At 71.4% G+C, this 14,455-nt stretch carries 16 protein-coding genes and 1 pseudogene; 8 read left to right on the plus strand and 9 right to left on the minus strand.

Annotated elements, in window-relative coordinates; all coding sequences use genetic code 11:
• Positions 1–135 precede the first annotated feature (135 nt).
• Positions 136–1,536: a DUF6421 family protein gene (locus G3I19_RS26770; RefSeq protein ID WP_164266276.1), complete on the minus strand. Its 1,401-nt coding sequence runs from the start codon at positions 1,534–1,536 to the stop codon at positions 136–138.
• Between the two features lie 391 nt (positions 1,537–1,927).
• Between G3I19_RS26770 and G3I19_RS26775 the strand changes: the two genes are divergently transcribed.
• Complete coding sequence (locus G3I19_RS26775) at positions 1,928–2,578, plus strand: glycerophosphodiester phosphodiesterase family protein (RefSeq protein WP_164266290.1); 651 nt, start codon at positions 1,928–1,930, stop codon at positions 2,576–2,578.
• Here the strand turns inward: G3I19_RS26775 and G3I19_RS26780 are convergent.
• A complete protein-coding gene (locus G3I19_RS26780; protein ID WP_164266277.1) occupies positions 2,568–3,128 on the minus strand; it encodes a GNAT family N-acetyltransferase in 561 nt (186 codons plus the stop codon). The genes G3I19_RS26775 and G3I19_RS26780 overlap by 11 nt on opposite strands.
• A gap of 189 nt (positions 3,129–3,317) precedes the next feature.
• Here G3I19_RS26780 and G3I19_RS26785 point away from each other — a divergent pair, with 189 nt between their 5' ends.
• The 4 genes from G3I19_RS26785 (at position 3,318) to G3I19_RS26800 (ending at position 6,620) form a co-directional block, all read left to right on the plus strand.
• A complete protein-coding gene (locus G3I19_RS26785; RefSeq protein WP_164266278.1) occupies positions 3,318–3,953 on the plus strand; it encodes a DUF5134 domain-containing protein in 636 nt (211 codons plus the stop codon).
• Positions 3,954–4,046: 93 nt separating this feature from the next.
• Positions 4,047–4,982, plus strand: coding sequence for a M56 family metallopeptidase (locus tag G3I19_RS26790; RefSeq protein ID WP_164266279.1), 936 nt, complete (start codon positions 4,047–4,049; stop codon positions 4,980–4,982).
• Between the two features lie 101 nt (positions 4,983–5,083).
• The gene (locus G3I19_RS26795) at positions 5,084–5,779 is read left to right on the plus strand and encodes an HAD-IA family hydrolase (protein WP_164266280.1); all 696 of its coding nucleotides are present in this window, start codon (positions 5,084–5,086) and stop codon (positions 5,777–5,779) included.
• Between the two features lie 223 nt (positions 5,780–6,002).
• Positions 6,003–6,620: a TetR/AcrR family transcriptional regulator gene (locus tag G3I19_RS26800; protein WP_164266281.1), complete on the plus strand. Its 618-nt coding sequence runs from the start codon at positions 6,003–6,005 to the stop codon at positions 6,618–6,620.
• Positions 6,621–6,633: 13 nt separating this feature from the next.
• On the opposite strand, the gene G3I19_RS26805 is transcribed toward G3I19_RS26800, so the two are convergent.
• Positions 6,634–6,978, minus strand: coding sequence for a helix-turn-helix domain-containing protein (locus G3I19_RS26805; protein WP_164266282.1), 345 nt, complete (start codon positions 6,976–6,978; stop codon positions 6,634–6,636).
• Positions 6,979–7,159: 181 nt separating this feature from the next.
• On the opposite strand from G3I19_RS26805, the gene G3I19_RS26810 reads away from it, so the two are divergent.
• Positions 7,160–8,239 carry an NADH:flavin oxidoreductase/NADH oxidase gene (locus G3I19_RS26810; protein WP_164266283.1) on the plus strand — a complete coding sequence of 360 codons (1,080 nt, stop codon included), beginning with the start codon at positions 7,160–7,162 and terminating at the stop codon, positions 8,237–8,239.
• A 45-nt stretch (positions 8,240–8,284) separates the two neighbouring features.
• On the opposite strand, the gene G3I19_RS26815 is transcribed toward G3I19_RS26810, so the two are convergent.
• From G3I19_RS26815 to G3I19_RS26825, 3 genes are read right to left on the minus strand one after another with little or no spacing between them, the layout of a single operon-like run.
• Positions 8,285–8,914 carry an LUD domain-containing protein gene (locus tag G3I19_RS26815; RefSeq protein WP_164266284.1) on the minus strand — a complete coding sequence of 210 codons (630 nt, stop codon included), beginning with the start codon at positions 8,912–8,914 and terminating at the stop codon, positions 8,285–8,287.
• Positions 8,911–10,329, minus strand: a complete 1,419-nt coding sequence (locus G3I19_RS26820) for a LutB/LldF family L-lactate oxidation iron-sulfur protein (RefSeq protein WP_164266285.1) — start codon at positions 10,327–10,329, stop codon at positions 8,911–8,913. Before G3I19_RS26820 ends, G3I19_RS26815 begins: the two co-directional genes overlap by 4 nt.
• Positions 10,326–11,081: a (Fe-S)-binding protein gene (locus G3I19_RS26825; protein ID WP_164266286.1), complete on the minus strand. Its 756-nt coding sequence runs from the start codon at positions 11,079–11,081 to the stop codon at positions 10,326–10,328. Before G3I19_RS26825 ends, G3I19_RS26820 begins: the two co-directional genes overlap by 4 nt.
• Before the next feature lie 355 nt (positions 11,082–11,436).
• On the opposite strand from G3I19_RS26825, the gene G3I19_RS26830 reads away from it, so the two are divergent.
• Together G3I19_RS26830 and G3I19_RS26835 are read left to right on the plus strand one after the other, a co-directional pair.
• Positions 11,437–12,300: a fumarylacetoacetate hydrolase family protein gene (locus G3I19_RS26830; protein WP_164266287.1), complete on the plus strand. Its 864-nt coding sequence runs from the start codon at positions 11,437–11,439 to the stop codon at positions 12,298–12,300.
• Entirely contained in the window at positions 12,300–12,623 is a 324-nt protein-coding gene (locus G3I19_RS26835) for an L-rhamnose mutarotase (RefSeq protein WP_164266288.1), read from the plus strand. Before G3I19_RS26830 ends, G3I19_RS26835 begins: the two co-directional genes overlap by 1 nt.
• Positions 12,624–12,722: 99 nt before the next feature.
• Here the strand turns inward: G3I19_RS26835 and G3I19_RS26840 are convergent, their stop codons facing one another.
• The 3 genes and pseudogenes from G3I19_RS26840 to G3I19_RS26850 all read right to left on the minus strand — a co-directional run.
• On the minus strand, positions 12,723–13,418 hold the full coding sequence (locus tag G3I19_RS26840; RefSeq protein ID WP_343235217.1) for a class I SAM-dependent methyltransferase: 696 nt from the start codon (positions 13,416–13,418) through the stop codon (positions 12,723–12,725).
• The gene (locus tag G3I19_RS26845) at positions 13,415–14,092 is read right to left on the minus strand and encodes a TIGR04282 family arsenosugar biosynthesis glycosyltransferase (protein WP_203600311.1); all 678 of its coding nucleotides are present in this window, start codon (positions 14,090–14,092) and stop codon (positions 13,415–13,417) included. The genes G3I19_RS26840 and G3I19_RS26845 overlap by 4 nt, the downstream gene beginning before the upstream one ends.
• Positions 14,089–14,455 (minus strand): annotated as a pseudogene (locus G3I19_RS26850) (glycosyltransferase); the annotation flags it as partial. The pseudogene G3I19_RS26850 and the gene G3I19_RS26845, both read right to left, overlap by 4 nt.

Raw genomic sequence — 14,455 nt, forward strand, 5'->3', positions numbered from 1 at the left:
CGACCACCGTCGCCCCGGCCTCGGCCAGCCTCAGCAGCGCCGCACGGCCCGCCGGGCCCGCGGCCCCGGCCACCGCGACCACGGCTCCGTCCAGTGATCCCTTGCTCATCGTCTCCGCCTCCTGCCTGCGGGCGCTCACGCCGCTTCCCGCTCGGGGGTGCCCGCCGCGGTGATGCCCTTGGTCGAGGCGACCACGGTCCTGAGCTTCTTGGCGAGTGCCTCGTAGAACATGCTGAGCGGAAACTCGTCGGGAAGCACGTCGTCCACGAGTTTACGCGGCGGCTGGCTCAGATCCAGGGCGTCAGGACCCTTGGCCCAGCGCGATCCCGGGTGCGGCGCGAGGTAGCGCGAGACCAGGTCGTAGGCGGCGAACCAGTGCACCAGCTTGGGGCGGTCGATACCGGCCCGGTACAGGTCCTCGATCTCCGCGCAGAGCTGGTTGGTGACCTGCGGCGCCCGCTCCCAGTCGATCTTCAGGGTGCTGTCGGTCCAGCGCACCACGTCGTGCTGGTGCAGATAGGCGAAGAGCAGCTGGCCGCCGAGCCCGTCGTAGTTGCGTACGCGCTCGCCGGTCACCGGGAAGCGGAACATGCGGTCGAAGAGCACGGCGTACTGGACGTCACGGCCCTGCCCGAAGCCGTCCGCCTCCAGCCGCACGGCCTCCCGGAAGGCGGTGAGGTCGCAGCGCAGCTCTTCGAGTCCGTACATCCAGAACGGCTGGCGCTGCTTGATCATGAAGGGGTCGAACGGCAGGTCGCCGTGGCTGTGGGTGCGGTCGTGGACCATGTCCCACAGTACGAACGCCTGCTGGCAGCGCTGCTGGTCGGAGACCATCTCCTGGATGTCGTCGGGCAGTTCGAGCTTCAGGACGCGCACGGCGGCCTCGGTGACGGCCCGGAAGCGCGCCGCCTCGCGGTCGCAGAAGATGCCGCCCCAGGTGAAGCGGTCGGGTGCCTCACGGACGGCGATGGTCTCCGGGAAGAGCACCGCGGAGTTGGTGTCGTACCCGGAGGTGAAGTCCTCGAAGGTGATGCCGCAGAAGAGCGGGTTGTCGTAGCGCGTGGCCTCCAGCTCGGAGAGCCAGTCGGGCCAGACCATGCGCAGCACGACCGCTTCGAGATTGCGGTCCGGATTGCCGTTCTGCGTGTACATCGCGAAGACGACCAGGTGCTGGAGCCCGTCGGCGCGCAGGTCGGCCGGGTGGAAGGCGAGCAGCGAGTCCAGGAAGTCGGGGACGGCGAATCCGCTGTCGGCCCACTTGCGGAGGTCCGCGACGAGCGCCCGGTGGTACGCGGCGTCGTGCGGCAGCAGCGGGGAGAGTTCCTCGATCGCGCCGGTCACCCGCGCGAACGCGGCCTCGACATCGCCGCGGTCGGGGGCGTCGTCGGCCTCGAAGTCGATGGAGCCGTCCTTCGACTGCCAGGGCCGGATCTCCTCGACGGCATTCTTGAGCACGGGCCACGCCGGGTGCTCGACCACTCGCTGGGCGCCGGATATACCGCCACCTACCGGGTCCTGCACAAGAATTTTCGTCATGTCGCTTCCTCCACAGCAGAAATTGCCGACCAACCGCGGGGACACCGTATCGATGTTCGGATCCCTCATTCAAGGGCGCATCCAACAGATTGTCCCGCGAAACCCCCTTGATCGCAGCGAATCTTCCTGTCGTATGCCCAGGATGGAACCGCTTCCACCCTTGTTCCCACGCTCTGGGGGCGGAAGAAAAACCGTGTCGGAAGACACGCGGCACGGGCCGGCCGGCGGGGGCTGACAAGGGCGCCCGGCGCCATCGCGGGGAAGCGGTACGGCAGCGGAGCCGGAGCGTTAGGCTGCGGCTCTGCCAGCTGGGTAGCAATGCCACGCGAGAGCCGCCGTCGACGGAAGCGAGAGAACCTTGAGTCTCCTCATCATCGGACATCGCGGGGTCATGGGCGTCGAGCCGGAGAACACGCTGCGGTCCTTCCGCCACGCGGAACAGGCGGGCATGGACGCCATCGAGCTCGATCTGCATCTGAGCAAGGACGGCGCACTCGTCGTCATGCACGACACGGACGTCGACCGCACCACCGACGGCAAGGGAGCAATCGCCGACCGGACGCTCGCCGAGCTGCGTGAGCTCGACGCCGGTCAGGGCGAGCGGATCCCGGTCTTCGAAGAGGTGCTGGACGCGGTCCGCTCACCGCTCCAGGCCGAGATCAAGGACGCCGCGGCGGCGCGGGCGCTCGCCGACGTGATGCTCCGGCGCGATCTGGTCGGCCGCGTCGAGGTCTCGTCGTTCCACGACGAGGCGGTCCGTGAGATCGCGGCACTCGTGCCGGGCGTACGGACGGTGCTCATCGCGAGCCGCTGGGACAAGGACATCGTGGCCCGCGCCAAGGCCGTGGGCGCCGCCACCGTCGCGCTGAACATCCGCAGGCTCACCCTGGAGACCGTCGAGAAGGCGCACGCGGAGGGCCTGAAGGTGCTCGGCTGGGTGGTGAACACCCAGGACCATCTGCGGCTGGTCAGGGCGCTGGATCTGGACGGTGCGACCACCGACTACCCGGAGATCAGGCGTACCGGCCGGTTCACGGCCTGAGCGCCCCACCGGCCGGGAGCTGCTTGACCAGGAGCTCGAACTGCAGGTCGTCGCGGAGCGGGATGCCGAACCGCTCGTCGCCGTACGGGAAGGGGAACATCCTCCCCGTACGGCGGTAGCCGCGCCGCTCGTACCAGGCGATGAGGTCGTCCCGTACCGAGATGACGGTCATCTGCATCTCGTCGGCGCCCCACTCCTCGGTCACCCGGCGCTCGGCCTCCGCGATGATCCGCTTGCCGAGCCCCGCGCCCTGCAGCGCCGGGCTCACCGCGAACATCCCGAAGTAGGCCGCGTGCCCGCGCCGCTCCAGCTGGCAGCAGGCGACGGGCTCGCCGTCCTGTTCCACCACCACCAGCCGGCCTGCGGGCGAAGCGATCACTTCGCGGACCCCGTCCGGGTCGGTGCGCCGGCCGTCCAGGATGTCCGCCTCCGTGGTCCAGCCGGTGCGGCTGGTGTCCCCGCGGTAGGCCGACTCGATCAGGGTGACGAGGGCCGCCACGTCGGTCTCTGCCGCATCCCTGAAAGTGATCCGGTCGGGGGCGGTGTCCATGGGGTGATGTCTCCCGTCGAAGGCGGTCGGGGCCGGGCCGTCACTGTCCGGCCGCTGCTGTCCAGACAGTAACGCGCCCGCGACGCGCTCCCCCGTGCCCCCCTGCGCTTGCGTGCGCTCCGCCCGGCGGGGGCATCGATGGCCCTGGGCCCGTGCCGCGGAGCGCACCGGTCCGACGGGGGGTGCGCCGTGTACGGATCAGCGGTGTCCGGCTGGCTGCTGATGGCACTGAGCGCGGCGACCGGGGCCTACTGCCTGCTGCGGATGCGCAGCACATCGCGGCAGGCGCGGTCGGCTGCCGGGGGCGAGGCGGTGATGGGGTTCGGGATGGCGGCGATGGCTCTGCCCGCAGCGGTGGCCGCTCTCCCGGAGTGGGGGTGGACGGTGCTCGCCGCGGTCTTCGCCGCGGGCGGCCTCCGGGCGCTGTGGCAGCTCCGCGCGGGCGCTCACCATCTGCACCATCTGGTCGGCTCGCTCGCCATGGTCTACATGGCGCTCACGATGGGGGCGGGGGTGTCGCCCGGCGGAGCGCACGACGGCCCCATGGCACACATGGCGCACTCCCCGCAGACGGGGAGCGGGGTCCCGTTGCTCACCGGCGCGCTGCTCGTCTACTACGCCGTGTACGTGCTGCGTACGGGCGCCGCCCTGGTGCCCTCCGCCGCTCCGGTGGCCGGGACGGCCATGGCGGCCCGTGCGGCAGTGGCCGGCGAAGCGCTCGTGGGGACCGGCCGCGGCGTCGCCCGGTGGGCCCGTCCGGAGCTGGCGCTCGCCTGCCGGCTCGCCATGGGTATGGCCATGTTCGCGATGCTGCTGACGATCTGACCCGGGCGGAATCGCGGAACCCGACCGTGTCCTGCGTCACTTGCGGGTCCAGGCCATACCCCGGCGACACGCCGACTCCATAAACTGGCGCCCATGCTGGTCTCCCTAGCGCTGTTGCTACTCGGAGCCGTGGCCGCTGTCGCGGCACCGCGGCTTCTGGCTCGCGCCCAGTGGCCCGAACGGGAGCCGGTGGTGGCGCTGTGGGTGTGGCAGTGCGTGGTGGCCGCCGTACTGCTGTGCTTCGCGCTGGCGATGACCTTCAGCGCGTCGGCGGCCTGGCAGCTGGTACGGGGACACGTCTTCGCCTCCGCCCCGCACGCCGTGGTGGAGGCGTACGCCCTGGGCGCGTACGCGCAGTGGTCGGCGGCGACGGCTACCGTGCTGGCCGCGGGCGGGATCTGGACGGCCGCCATGCTCACCCGGGAGGTCCGCCGCGCACGGGCCGCACGCAGGCAGAGCCGCAGGGAACTGCTGGTGCGCTCCCCCGTGCTGCCCGGCGAGGAACCGGGCGGCGAGCGCCTCGTCGTACTGGAGGGTGAGCGCCCCGATGCCTGGTGGCTGCCCGGTGCGGCTCCCCAACTGGTCATCACCACAGCGGCACTCCGGGGCCTGAAAGGCCGTCAGCTCGATGCGGTGCTCGCCCATGAGCAGGGCCACGCGCGCGCCCGCCATGACTGGCTGCTGCACTGCTCGGCCGCGCTGGCCGTGGGCTTCCCGCAGATTCCGGTCTTCGCCGCCTTCCGCAACGAGATGCACCGGCTGGTGGAACTGGCCGCCGACGATGTGGCGTCACGGCGCTTCGGCCGGCTGACGATCGCCCTGGCGCTGGTCCAACTCAACGAGCACCGCGGAGTGTTCGGCCCCTGCCCGACCCCCGACGCGGAGCTGCCGCACCGGGTCGACCGTCTCCTGAGCGCGGCCCCGCGTCTCACCGCGGGCCGTCGGCTGCGCCTGACCGCCGCCGCCTCACTGGTGCCGGTCGTACCGCTGCTGATCGCGTTCGTGCCCGGGCTGCGCGCGCTCGGATAGCGGTAACGGCCCTGCGGGCGCGGGGCGGCAACCGGACGGACAGCCGTGCGGATGGACAGAGGAGCGGACGGCCGGACCACCGGACCGGGAGAATGCCCGGCATGACGATCAAGGCCGTACTTTTCGACTTCTCCGGAACGCTCTTCCGGACCGAGCCGGTCGCGACCTGGCTCCGCGCCACCCTGGACGAGGCGGGCATCACCCTGGGCCAGGAGGAATTCACCCTCCGCGCGGCGGAGTTGGCGGCCGCCGGCGCTCAGCCGGGCGGACCCGAGCCCCAGCGGGTGCCGCCCGCGCTCGCCGGGCTGTGGGCGTCGCGCGACGAGAGCGCCGAGGGGCACCGCGCCGCTTTCACGGGCCTCGCCCGCCAGGTCGAGCTGCCGGATCCGGCGCTGTACGGCGCCCTCTACAACCGCCATATGACCCCGGACGCCTGGCGCCCCTACCCGGACACCGCCGAGGTGCTCGGCGCGCTGCATGCCCGCGGGACCGGCATCGGCGTGGTGAGCAACATCGGCTGGGACCTCAGGCCGGTGTTCCGCGCCCATGGGGTCGATCCGTATGTGGACCACTACACGCTGTCGTACGAGCACGGCGTCCAGAAGCCCGACGTCCGGCTCTTCCGTGCCGCCTGTGAGGCACTGGGCCAGGACCCCGGCGAGACCCTGATGGTCGGTGACAACCGTCACCAGGACGGGGGTGCCCGGAATCTGGGCTGCGCGGTCCATTTCGTGGACCACCTCCCGGCCGCCGAACGCCCTGACGCGCTCCGGCCGGTCCTGGATCTCGTCGGCTGACAGGCGGACACAGGCGGGATCACCCCACCGGCCCCACCGTCAAAACCACCCAAAATCGTCCACATCGACCCATAAGAAACAGGTGATGGCAGCAGAAAGCCCGGACCGGACGATCCCCCGCGTCGCCCGGTCCGGACGGGTCCCGCAGCACGGCCCCTGACGGGCCCCTCTGCGGGATGCGCTGATTATAGTTGGCTGAGAGCCAGTCAACGCAGGAGTAAGCATGTCCCCGCGCAGCCAATCGGTCAATGAGGAGCTGCGGCGGCGTTCCCGCGAGCGGCTTCTGCAGGCCACAGTGGATCTTGTCGGCGAGCGCGGTTACGAGGCGACGACGCTGGCGGACATCGCCGACCGCGCCGGATCCGCCCGCGGCCTCGTCTCGTACTACTTCCCGGGCAAGCGGCATCTGCTGCAGTCAGCGGTGCACCGCCTGATGCACCGCACCCTCACCGCGGCCCTGGAGCGTGAGCCGCGCACCGACGACGGGCCGGAGCTGCTGGCGCGGGCCATCGACGCGATCCTGGGGCTGGCCGGCGACCACCCGGTGCTGATGCGGACCCACATGGCCGGGATTCTCCAGGAGCAGGGGTTCGTCCGGTGCCCGGAGCAGCAGGAGCTCGCCCGGGTCCTGCGCTCGGCCGTGGAGCGGTACGGATCACCCGACCCGGACACCGACTATGTACTGCTGCGCGCCCAGCTGATGGGTACGGTCTTCGCCCAGCTGCTGCCCGGGGCGCCCATGCCGTACGCACGGCTGCGGGCCGAGCTGTTCCAGCGGTACGGACTCGACTGGAAGCTGGGAGCGCCCCCCGAGGAGGAAGGGTCCACGCCGCCGCCCTGACGGCGGCGGAGGGTCACGCCTCCCGCGAGGCTTCGGCCGCGGCCGCGGCGAGGACCCCGTCCAGCAGTCCGGGGAAGACCGCGTCCAGATCCTCCCTGCGCAGCACGTTCATCTTCGCGGTCCCCCGGTAGATCTGCCGGATCACACCGCTCTCCCGCAGCACCCTGAAGTGGTGGGTGGTGGTCGACTTGGTCACCGGCAGGGCGAACCGGGAACAGGACAACTCCCCGCCGTCCGACGCCAGTTCACGTACCACGCACATACGCACGGGATCCGCCAGCGCGTGCAGGACGCCGTCCAGGCGGATCTCGTCGCGCGCCGGATGAGCGAGCGCCCGGCTGCTCGTTGCGGTCACCACGACGGCTCTCCTCACATGCGGAACATCGGAATATCCAGGGCATTCGGCCCGGGCAAAACCTCCGGCCCCGGACGGACCGGGGAATGACACCATTGTACGAGTCCCATCATAGTTTGACATCTCCCGTACTACGATGCGTATCGTACGTTCCGTCCCGACGCCGTTGTGATTGGAGCCTGTCGTGAGCGCCCTCTTCGCCCCGTACACCCTGCGGTCGCTGACCTTCCCCAACCGCGTATGGATGCCACCCATGTGCCAGTACTCGGCGGCCACTTCGGGGCCCGAGACCGGTGTGGCCGATGACTGGCACTTCGCACACTACGCGGCGCGGGCCGCCGGAGGCGCCGGGCTGGTCATCGTCGAGGCGACCGCCGTCAGCCCGGAGGGCCGTATCAGCCCCGCGGACCTCGGCATCTGGAACGACACCCAGGTGGAGGGGCTCCGCCGGATCACCGGCTTCCTCAGGAGCCAGGGCACGGTTCCCGGCATCCAGCTCGGCCATGCCGGACGCAAGGCGTCGACGGACCAGCCCTGGAAGGGCGGCGGTCCGGTCGGTGCCGACCAGGGCGGCTGGCAGCCGGTAGCGCCAAGCCCGGTCCCCTTCGCGGCGGGTGAGCATGTGCCCGACGAGCTGACAGTTGCTCAGATACAGGACATCGTGGGCCAGTTCGCCGACGGCGCCCGGCGTGCGCTCGACGCGGGGTTCCAGGTCGCCGAGATCCACGGCGCGCACGGCTATCTGGTGGGCGAGTTCCTCTCGCCGCACAGCAACCACCGCACCGACGAGTACGGCGGGTCCTTCGAGAACCGCACCCGCTTCGCCCTCGAAGTCGTGGACGCCGTACGGGCGGTGTGGCCCGATGAGCTGCCGCTGTTCTTCCGTATCTCGGCCACGGACTGGCTGGACGAGGGCGGCTGGACGGCCGACGACACCGTGCGCTTCGCGCCACTGCTCAAGGAGCACGGTGTCGATCTGCTCGATGTGTCGACCGGTGGCAATGCCGCCGGGGCCCGCATCCCGGTCGGGCCCGGCTACCAGGTGCCGTTCGCCGCACGCGTCAAGGCCGGGACGGAACTGGCCGTCGCCGCCGTCGGACTGATCACCGAGGTCGAACAGGCCGAGAAGATCCTGGCCAACGGCGAGGCGGACGCGGTGCTGCTCGGCCGCGAACTGCTCCGTAACCCGTCCTGGGCCCGGCACGCCGCCCGCACACTGGGCGCCGACGTGCACGTTCCGCAGCAGTACCACCGCTCCGTCTGACCCCCGGCCGGGGCACGGCCGGGCCCTCCGTCCGAGCCCCGCGCGTCACTCCTCGACGAGAACGACTTCGAGGGTGCGCGGTCCGTGGACCCCTTCGACCCGGTCGAGTTCGATGTCGCTGGTGGCCGAGGGTCCCGAGATCCAGGTGAGCGGGCGCGCCGGGTCGAGACGCGGGAGGGCCTGCGGTACCGATGCGACCACCTGCTCCGGGGCCCGTACGACGCAGATGTGGTGGTCGGGGACCAGCGTGATCCGGCGGCGCCCCTGGTCGGCGCTGCCGTCCAGGACGATGGTGCCGGTCTCGGCGATGGCCACCGCGCATCCGGTGACCACACTGTCCACGGCGTCGAGTTCCCCCGGGGTCGACGCCGGTGTGTCCGGTGTCAGGGTCGCGGTGGCCTCGGCCAGCCACCCGTCCGGCAGCCCGGACGGTGTGAGTACGGTCGTGGCGCCGCGCTCCGCCAGCAGCCGGGCGAGCAGCGCGGGCAGTCCCTCGGGGCGGATCCGGTGCACCACAGCACGGTAGTCCGCCAGGTTCTCGTGGAGCAGGTCGAGGACCGCCGCCGGGTCGTCCGTGGTGTGCGTGGTGAGGTAGTCGCGGGTGGCCTCGGGGGCCTCCGGTGCATCGGCGACGGCGGCACGTACGCGGGCGAGGATCTGGTCACGGGAGCTCATGTGCGGTTCTTCTTCCACCAGTCACGGAACGGTTCGGGCGGCAGCTCGGGCAGCTCGCGGCTGTCGGTCCACGCCCCGGCGCCCGGCAGCCGCCTGGGGTGCAGTCCGCGGGTCTTCGAAGCCGCCTTCTCGCCGGCGGCGAGTGCGGCGGGATGGTTCAGCACCCAGCCGGCCGCCTTGATCGCCGCCTTCTCCAGCCGGTGGCCCCGGCCGCCCTGGCCGGCGACCCGCTCCCGCAGATGGACCAGGACCTCGGGGATGTCGATGGCGACCGGACATACGTCGTAGCAGGCGCCGCAGAGCGATGAGGCGTACGGCAGTGAGGCGTCGATCTCGCTCTCCGTGCCCCGCAGTTGCGGGCTGAGGATGGCGCCGATGGGGCCCGGGTAGACCGAGCCGTACGCATGGCCGCCCGCCCTTTCGTACACCGGGCAGACGTTGAGACAGGCCGAGCAGCGGATGCAGCGCAGCGCCTGCCGTCCGACCTCGTCGGCCAGGGTCGCGGTGCGGCCGTTGTCGAGCAGCACCAGATGGAAGTCCTGGGGCCCGTCCGCTTCGGTGGTGCCGGTCCAGGTGCTGGTGTACGGGTTCATCCGCTCGGCCGTCGACGAGCGCGGCAGGGTCTGCAGGAAGACCTCCAGGTCCCGCCAGGTGGGCACGGTCTTCTCGATGCCCACCACCGAGATGAGTGTCTCGGGCAGCGTCAGGCACATCCGTCCGTTGCCCTCGGACTCCACGACGACCAGCGTGCCGGTCTCCGCGACCATGAAGTTGGCGCCCGAGATCCCCACCTTGGCCCGGAGGAACTTCTCCCGGAGGTGCAGCCTGGCGGCTTCGGCCAGCTCGGCCGGGGAGTCGGTCAGCCCCTCGGGGGCCGGCCGGCCCCATTCGCTCATCGTCCGCGCGAAGATCTCCCGGATCTCACCCCGGTTGCGGTGGATCGCCGGGACCAGGATGTGGCTGGGCCGGTCTTCGCCCAGCTGCACGATCAGCTCGGCGAGATCCGTCTCGTAGGCGGCGATCCCCTCGGCCTCCAGCGCTTCGTTGAGCCCGATCTCCTGGGTCGCCATCGACTTGACCTTGACGACCTCGCGCTCCCCGGTCGCCTTCACCAGACCGGCGACGATCCGGTTCGCCTCGTCGGCGTCGGCGGCCCAGTGCACGGTGCCTCCGGCATCCGTGACGGACTTCTCCAACTGCACCAGATACTCGTCCAGATGACGCAGCGTCCGGTCCTTGATCTGCTTGCCCGCCTCCCGCAGCTGCGCCCAGTCGGCGAGCTCGGCGACCGCCTTCGTCCGCTTGTCGCGGATGGTGTGGGTGGCGTGCCGCAGGTTCCCGCGCAGGGTCTCGTTGTGCACGGCTTCCGCGGCCGCCTTCGGGAAGGACGGCATCCCGAGATAGGTACCGCTCATGCGTGGGGCTCCTCTTCGGTGCTCGCCAGGATCTCGGCCAGGTGGAGCGCCCGCAGGGGCGCGTCCTGGCGGCGCATGATGCCGCCGATGTGCATCAGACAGGAATTGTCGGCCCCGCACAGGACACCGGCGCCGGACGACACGGCGTTGCGTACCTTGTCCTCGCCCATGGCGGCCGACACGTCCGGGTTCTTCACCGCGAAGGTCCCGCCGAAACCGCAGCACTCCTCGGCTCCTTCGAGCTCCCGCAGTTCGAGCCCGCGCACCGCTTCGAGGAGCCGGCGCGGCCGGTCGCCGAGCCCCAGCATCCGCAGGCCGTGGCAGGACGGGTGGTACGCGACCGCGTGCGGGAAGTACGCGCCCACGTCGACCACCCCCAGCACGTCCACCAGGAACTCCGTCAGCTCGTACGTCTTGGGTACGGAGCGGGCCGCCGCGTCGGCGAGTTCGCTCCCGCGGTTCTCGGCCGCCGCCTTGCGGCCGATCCGTGGATAGTTGTCGCGGATCATCGCCGCGCAGGAGCCCGACGGTGTGACGACGTAGTCGTAGCCCGCGAATTCCCTGTCGAAGCGCCGGACCAGTGGTTCGGTCTCCCGCCGGTAGCCGGTGTTGAACTGCGGCTGCCCGCAGCAGGTCTGTCCGGCGGGGAAGCCGACCTCCACGCCCAGCCGCTCCAGCAGTTTCACCACGGCGATGCCGGTCCGTGGGTACAACGCGTCATTCACACACGTCACGAAGAGTCCTACCCGCATGTGTCCTTCTCGGGGTCGTCCACGGCTCGGGGCCGCGGCGGATGTGCTCGGGCGGCGGTCTGCGGCGGTCGGGGCGGAAGACCTGAGACCGATGGCATCGAGGATGTCAGGAAAGGCCGATGAGAGGGGGGATGCTCCGGGCAGCCGGAATTTCCTCCTGGGGAAATGAGGGGTCATCGGAGGTTAGCCACGATCCCCCGGCACACGTCAACCCTTCGACCGCCCCGTTTTCGATACTGCGCCCGAGGCGGCGGAGGGTGCGGGCACCCCAGGGTTCTCTCCATCCGGGTTTTCCTATAGCTTTCGTCTCGTTAACATCCGACCTTTAACGCCGATATCTGAGGAGGCTGCACTGATGCAGCTCATGCGACTTGGCGATCCGGGCAGTGAACGCCCCGCCGTGCGCGAAGCCGGTGTGCTCTACGATCTCGGCCCGCTGACCGACGACATCGACGGGCCGTTCCTCGCCGGAGGCGGGATCGGCCGGGTGCGGGAGGCCCTCCGGGCGGGGTCGCTCACCGAACTCCCGGGAGCCGGACTGCTCCGCGTCGGCGCACCGGTGGCCAGGCCCGCCGCGGTCCTCTGTATCGGCCAGAACTACGCGGCCCACGCGGCGGAGTCGGGCAGCGAACCGCCCACCGCACCGATCATTTTCTTCAAGCACCCCAACACCGTGGTCGGGCCGTACGACGACGTCCTGATCCCGCCCGGCGCGAAGACCGTGGACTGGGAGGTCGAACTCGCCGTCGTCATCGGACGCACCGCACGCTATCTGGACTCGGCGGACGCGGCTGCGGAGTGCGTCGCGGGATACGCGGTCTCCCACGACGTGTCGGAGCGGACGTACCAGCTCGACGAGTCGGGCGGCCAGTGGTCGAAGGGCAAGTCGAGCGAGACCTTCAACCCGCTGGGGCCCTGGCTCGTCCCGGCGGACGACCTCCCGCACGGACCGCAGGCCCTGAACCTCCGCAGCCGCGTCAACGGCGAGCCCCGCCAGGACTCCAGCACCGCGGACATGATCTTCGGGGCGCTGGAGCTGGTACGCCACCTCAGCCACTACCTGGTCCTGGAGCCCGGCGACATCATCAACACCGGCACCCCGGAAGGCGTCGCGCTCTCCGGCCGCTTCCCGTATCTCTCGGCGGGCGATGTCGTCGACCTGGAGATCGACGGGCTCGGCGCGCAGCGCCAGACCGTGCGAGCGGCGGTGGTGCGCTGATGCAGCGGATCGCGCAGGTGATCCGGGTACGTCCGGAGAGGCTGGCGGACTACCGCGAGCTGCACCGGGCCGTCCCGGAGCCGGTGCTCGCCCGGCTCCGGGCGAGCCATATCGCCAACTACTCGATCCATCTGCTCGGGGACCGGCTCTTCAGCTACTTCGAGTACCACGGCGACGACCTGGCCGCGGATCTCGCGGCGATGGGACAGGACGAGGCCACCCGTGCCTGGTGGGAGCTGACGGATCCGTGCCAGGAGAAGGTGCCGGAGGCGGCGCCCGGCGACTGGTGGACGCCCATGGAGCAGGTCTTCCTCATGGAGTAGGGCTTCCCCGTGGGGCTGGACCTCTCCATGGCGCGGGGCCTCTCCGTGGAGCAGTGCTTCTCCGTGGAGCAGTGCTTCTCCGTGGCACGGGCGGGAGCGCTACGGCGCCGGGGCGGACGCGTGCACCTGGTGTACGACGGTGCCCGGCCGGCGCAGTGCGATGAAGGGGCGCCCCTCCTCCTGCCACTGGCCCGCCGCGCTCCAGCCGGCCGCGTGCGCGTGGTCGAGCAGTGCGTGTATGCCCACCCGGGCCCAGGGGAAGTCGGCCCCGGCGCCGCCCCTTCCGTCGTCGACCCGGACCCGTACACGTTCGTCGACATCGACCGGCGCCGCCTCGGCCAGCAGCAGTCCCCCGGGGGCGATGAGCTGCGCCGTCCGGGAGAGCAGGGCGCGCGGGTCGCCGCCGATACCGATGTTGCCGTCGATGAGCAGGGCCGTGCCCCACCGCCCCTCCCCCGGCAGCCGGTCGAAGACCGAGCGGCAGAGAGCAGGTGCTCCGGCGCGTTCGGTGCGTGCGACGGCCTCCCGGCTGACGTCGATGCCGAGCGCCCGGTGGCCGAGCCCGGCCAGTGCGGCGGCCAGCCGGCCCGGGCCGCAGCCGATGTCGAGTACCGTTCCCTCGCACCGGCCGAGCACCGACATGTCGGCACGGTCCGGTGCCTCGCACCACCGCTCCACGTCGAGCGGGAGGAGCCAGCCGTCGGTGCGGCGCAGGAAGAGCGGGCCACGCCCGGTGCGCAGGGCGTCGGTGTACGGATCGGACTGCCAGCAGCGCGGCCTGACGGGCGCGCTCACCTCCGCGCTCCGGTGCGATGGGTGGACGGGGCGGGAGTGCGGGAGAGGGCAGCCGGGGGCGCGGTTGCCGCGACGGCTGCCGCGAAGCCGCTGTGCGGAATGGCGGCGGCGACCGTCCGTACGTCGTCCGCGGTGTCGACGTCGCACAGCGCGGGCAGATCACGGACGGTGAGCCCGGCCCCGGTCAGCCGGGCCCGCTGCGCCGCACCGGTGCCCGGGGTCGACATGGGTACGCCGCGGATCAGTTCGGGGCGGGGTTCGGCGAAGCCGAGCGCCCAGAACCCGCCGTCGTCGGCCGGTCCGAACCAGGCGTCGCAGCCGCTCCAGCCGCCGGGGCCGAGCGCGGGGGCCAGCAGAGCCGGGGTGAGCTGCGGGGTGTCCATGCCGACGAGCAGCGCGGGGCCCGTACAGAGGGCGAACGCGGCGGCGAGCCGTTCGTCCAGTCCGCCGCCGCACTGCGGGACGACCTCGATCCCGGGCGGCAGCCACTTCCCCGGCGTGCCGTCGAGCACCAGGATCCGGCGCCCGGCCGGGCAGTCCAGGACCGCTGCGAGGGTGTCGCTCAGCGCTGCCTCGGCGATGTGCGCCGCCTGTTGCGGGCTGTAGGGCGGGGTGAGCCGGGTCTTGACGCGGCCGGGCCGCGGCTCCTTGGCGATGACGAGCAGCGTGGTCATCGCACCGCCGTCCCTGCGGGCGCGGGGCCGTTCAGTACGGAGCGCATGTCGGCCACCGCCTGCCAGGTCCCCCGCCAGGTGCCTGTGACCTTCGACTTCCCGGTGCGCGGCCGGTAGGGGACGTCCTGTTCGGCGATACGCCACCCCTCGTCGGCCGCGCGTACGACCATCTCCAGGGGATAGCCGCTGCGCCGGTCGGTCAGTCCGAGGCCGAGCAGCGCGGCACGGCGGGCGGCCCGCATCGGGCCGAGGTCGCGCAGGCGCAGCCCGGTCCTGGTGTGCAGCATCCGGGAGAGCGCGTAGTTGCCCGCGCGGGCGTGCACGGGCCAGGCGCCGCGCCCGGTGGGGCGCCTGCGGCCCAGC

The sequence above is a fragment of the Streptomyces sp. SID10853 genome (assembly GCF_010548145.1).
Classification (GTDB): Bacteria; Actinomycetota; Actinomycetes; order Streptomycetales; family Streptomycetaceae; genus Streptomyces.

Excerpts from the sequence above, each read along its gene's own strand:
- G3I19_RS26770 (WP_164266276.1), bottom strand. The coding sequence starts at position 1,536 with ATGACGAAAATTCTTGTGCAGGACCCGGTAGGTGGCGGTATATCCGGC.
- G3I19_RS26775 (WP_164266290.1), top strand. The coding sequence starts at position 1,928 with ATGGGCGTCGAGCCGGAGAACACGCTGCGGTCCTTCCGCCACGCGGAA.
- G3I19_RS26780 (WP_164266277.1), bottom strand. The coding sequence starts at position 3,128 with ATGGACACCGCCCCCGACCGGATCACTTTCAGGGATGCGGCAGAGACC.
- G3I19_RS26790 (WP_164266279.1), top strand. The coding sequence starts at position 4,047 with ATGCTGGTCTCCCTAGCGCTGTTGCTACTCGGAGCCGTGGCCGCTGTC.
- G3I19_RS26795 (WP_164266280.1), top strand. The coding sequence starts at position 5,084 with ATGACGATCAAGGCCGTACTTTTCGACTTCTCCGGAACGCTCTTCCGG.
- G3I19_RS26800 (WP_164266281.1), top strand. The coding sequence starts at position 6,003 with ATGTCCCCGCGCAGCCAATCGGTCAATGAGGAGCTGCGGCGGCGTTCC.
- G3I19_RS26815 (WP_164266284.1), bottom strand. The coding sequence starts at position 8,914 with ATGAGCTCCCGTGACCAGATCCTCGCCCGCGTACGTGCCGCCGTCGCC.
- G3I19_RS26820 (WP_164266285.1), bottom strand. The coding sequence starts at position 10,329 with ATGAGCGGTACCTATCTCGGGATGCCGTCCTTCCCGAAGGCGGCCGCG.
- G3I19_RS26825 (WP_164266286.1), bottom strand. The coding sequence starts at position 11,081 with ATGCGGGTAGGACTCTTCGTGACGTGTGTGAATGACGCGTTGTACCCA.
- G3I19_RS26830 (WP_164266287.1), top strand. The coding sequence starts at position 11,437 with ATGCAGCTCATGCGACTTGGCGATCCGGGCAGTGAACGCCCCGCCGTG.
- G3I19_RS26835 (WP_164266288.1), top strand. The coding sequence starts at position 12,300 with ATGCAGCGGATCGCGCAGGTGATCCGGGTACGTCCGGAGAGGCTGGCG.
- G3I19_RS26845 (WP_203600311.1), bottom strand. The coding sequence starts at position 14,092 with ATGACCACGCTGCTCGTCATCGCCAAGGAGCCGCGGCCCGGCCGCGTC.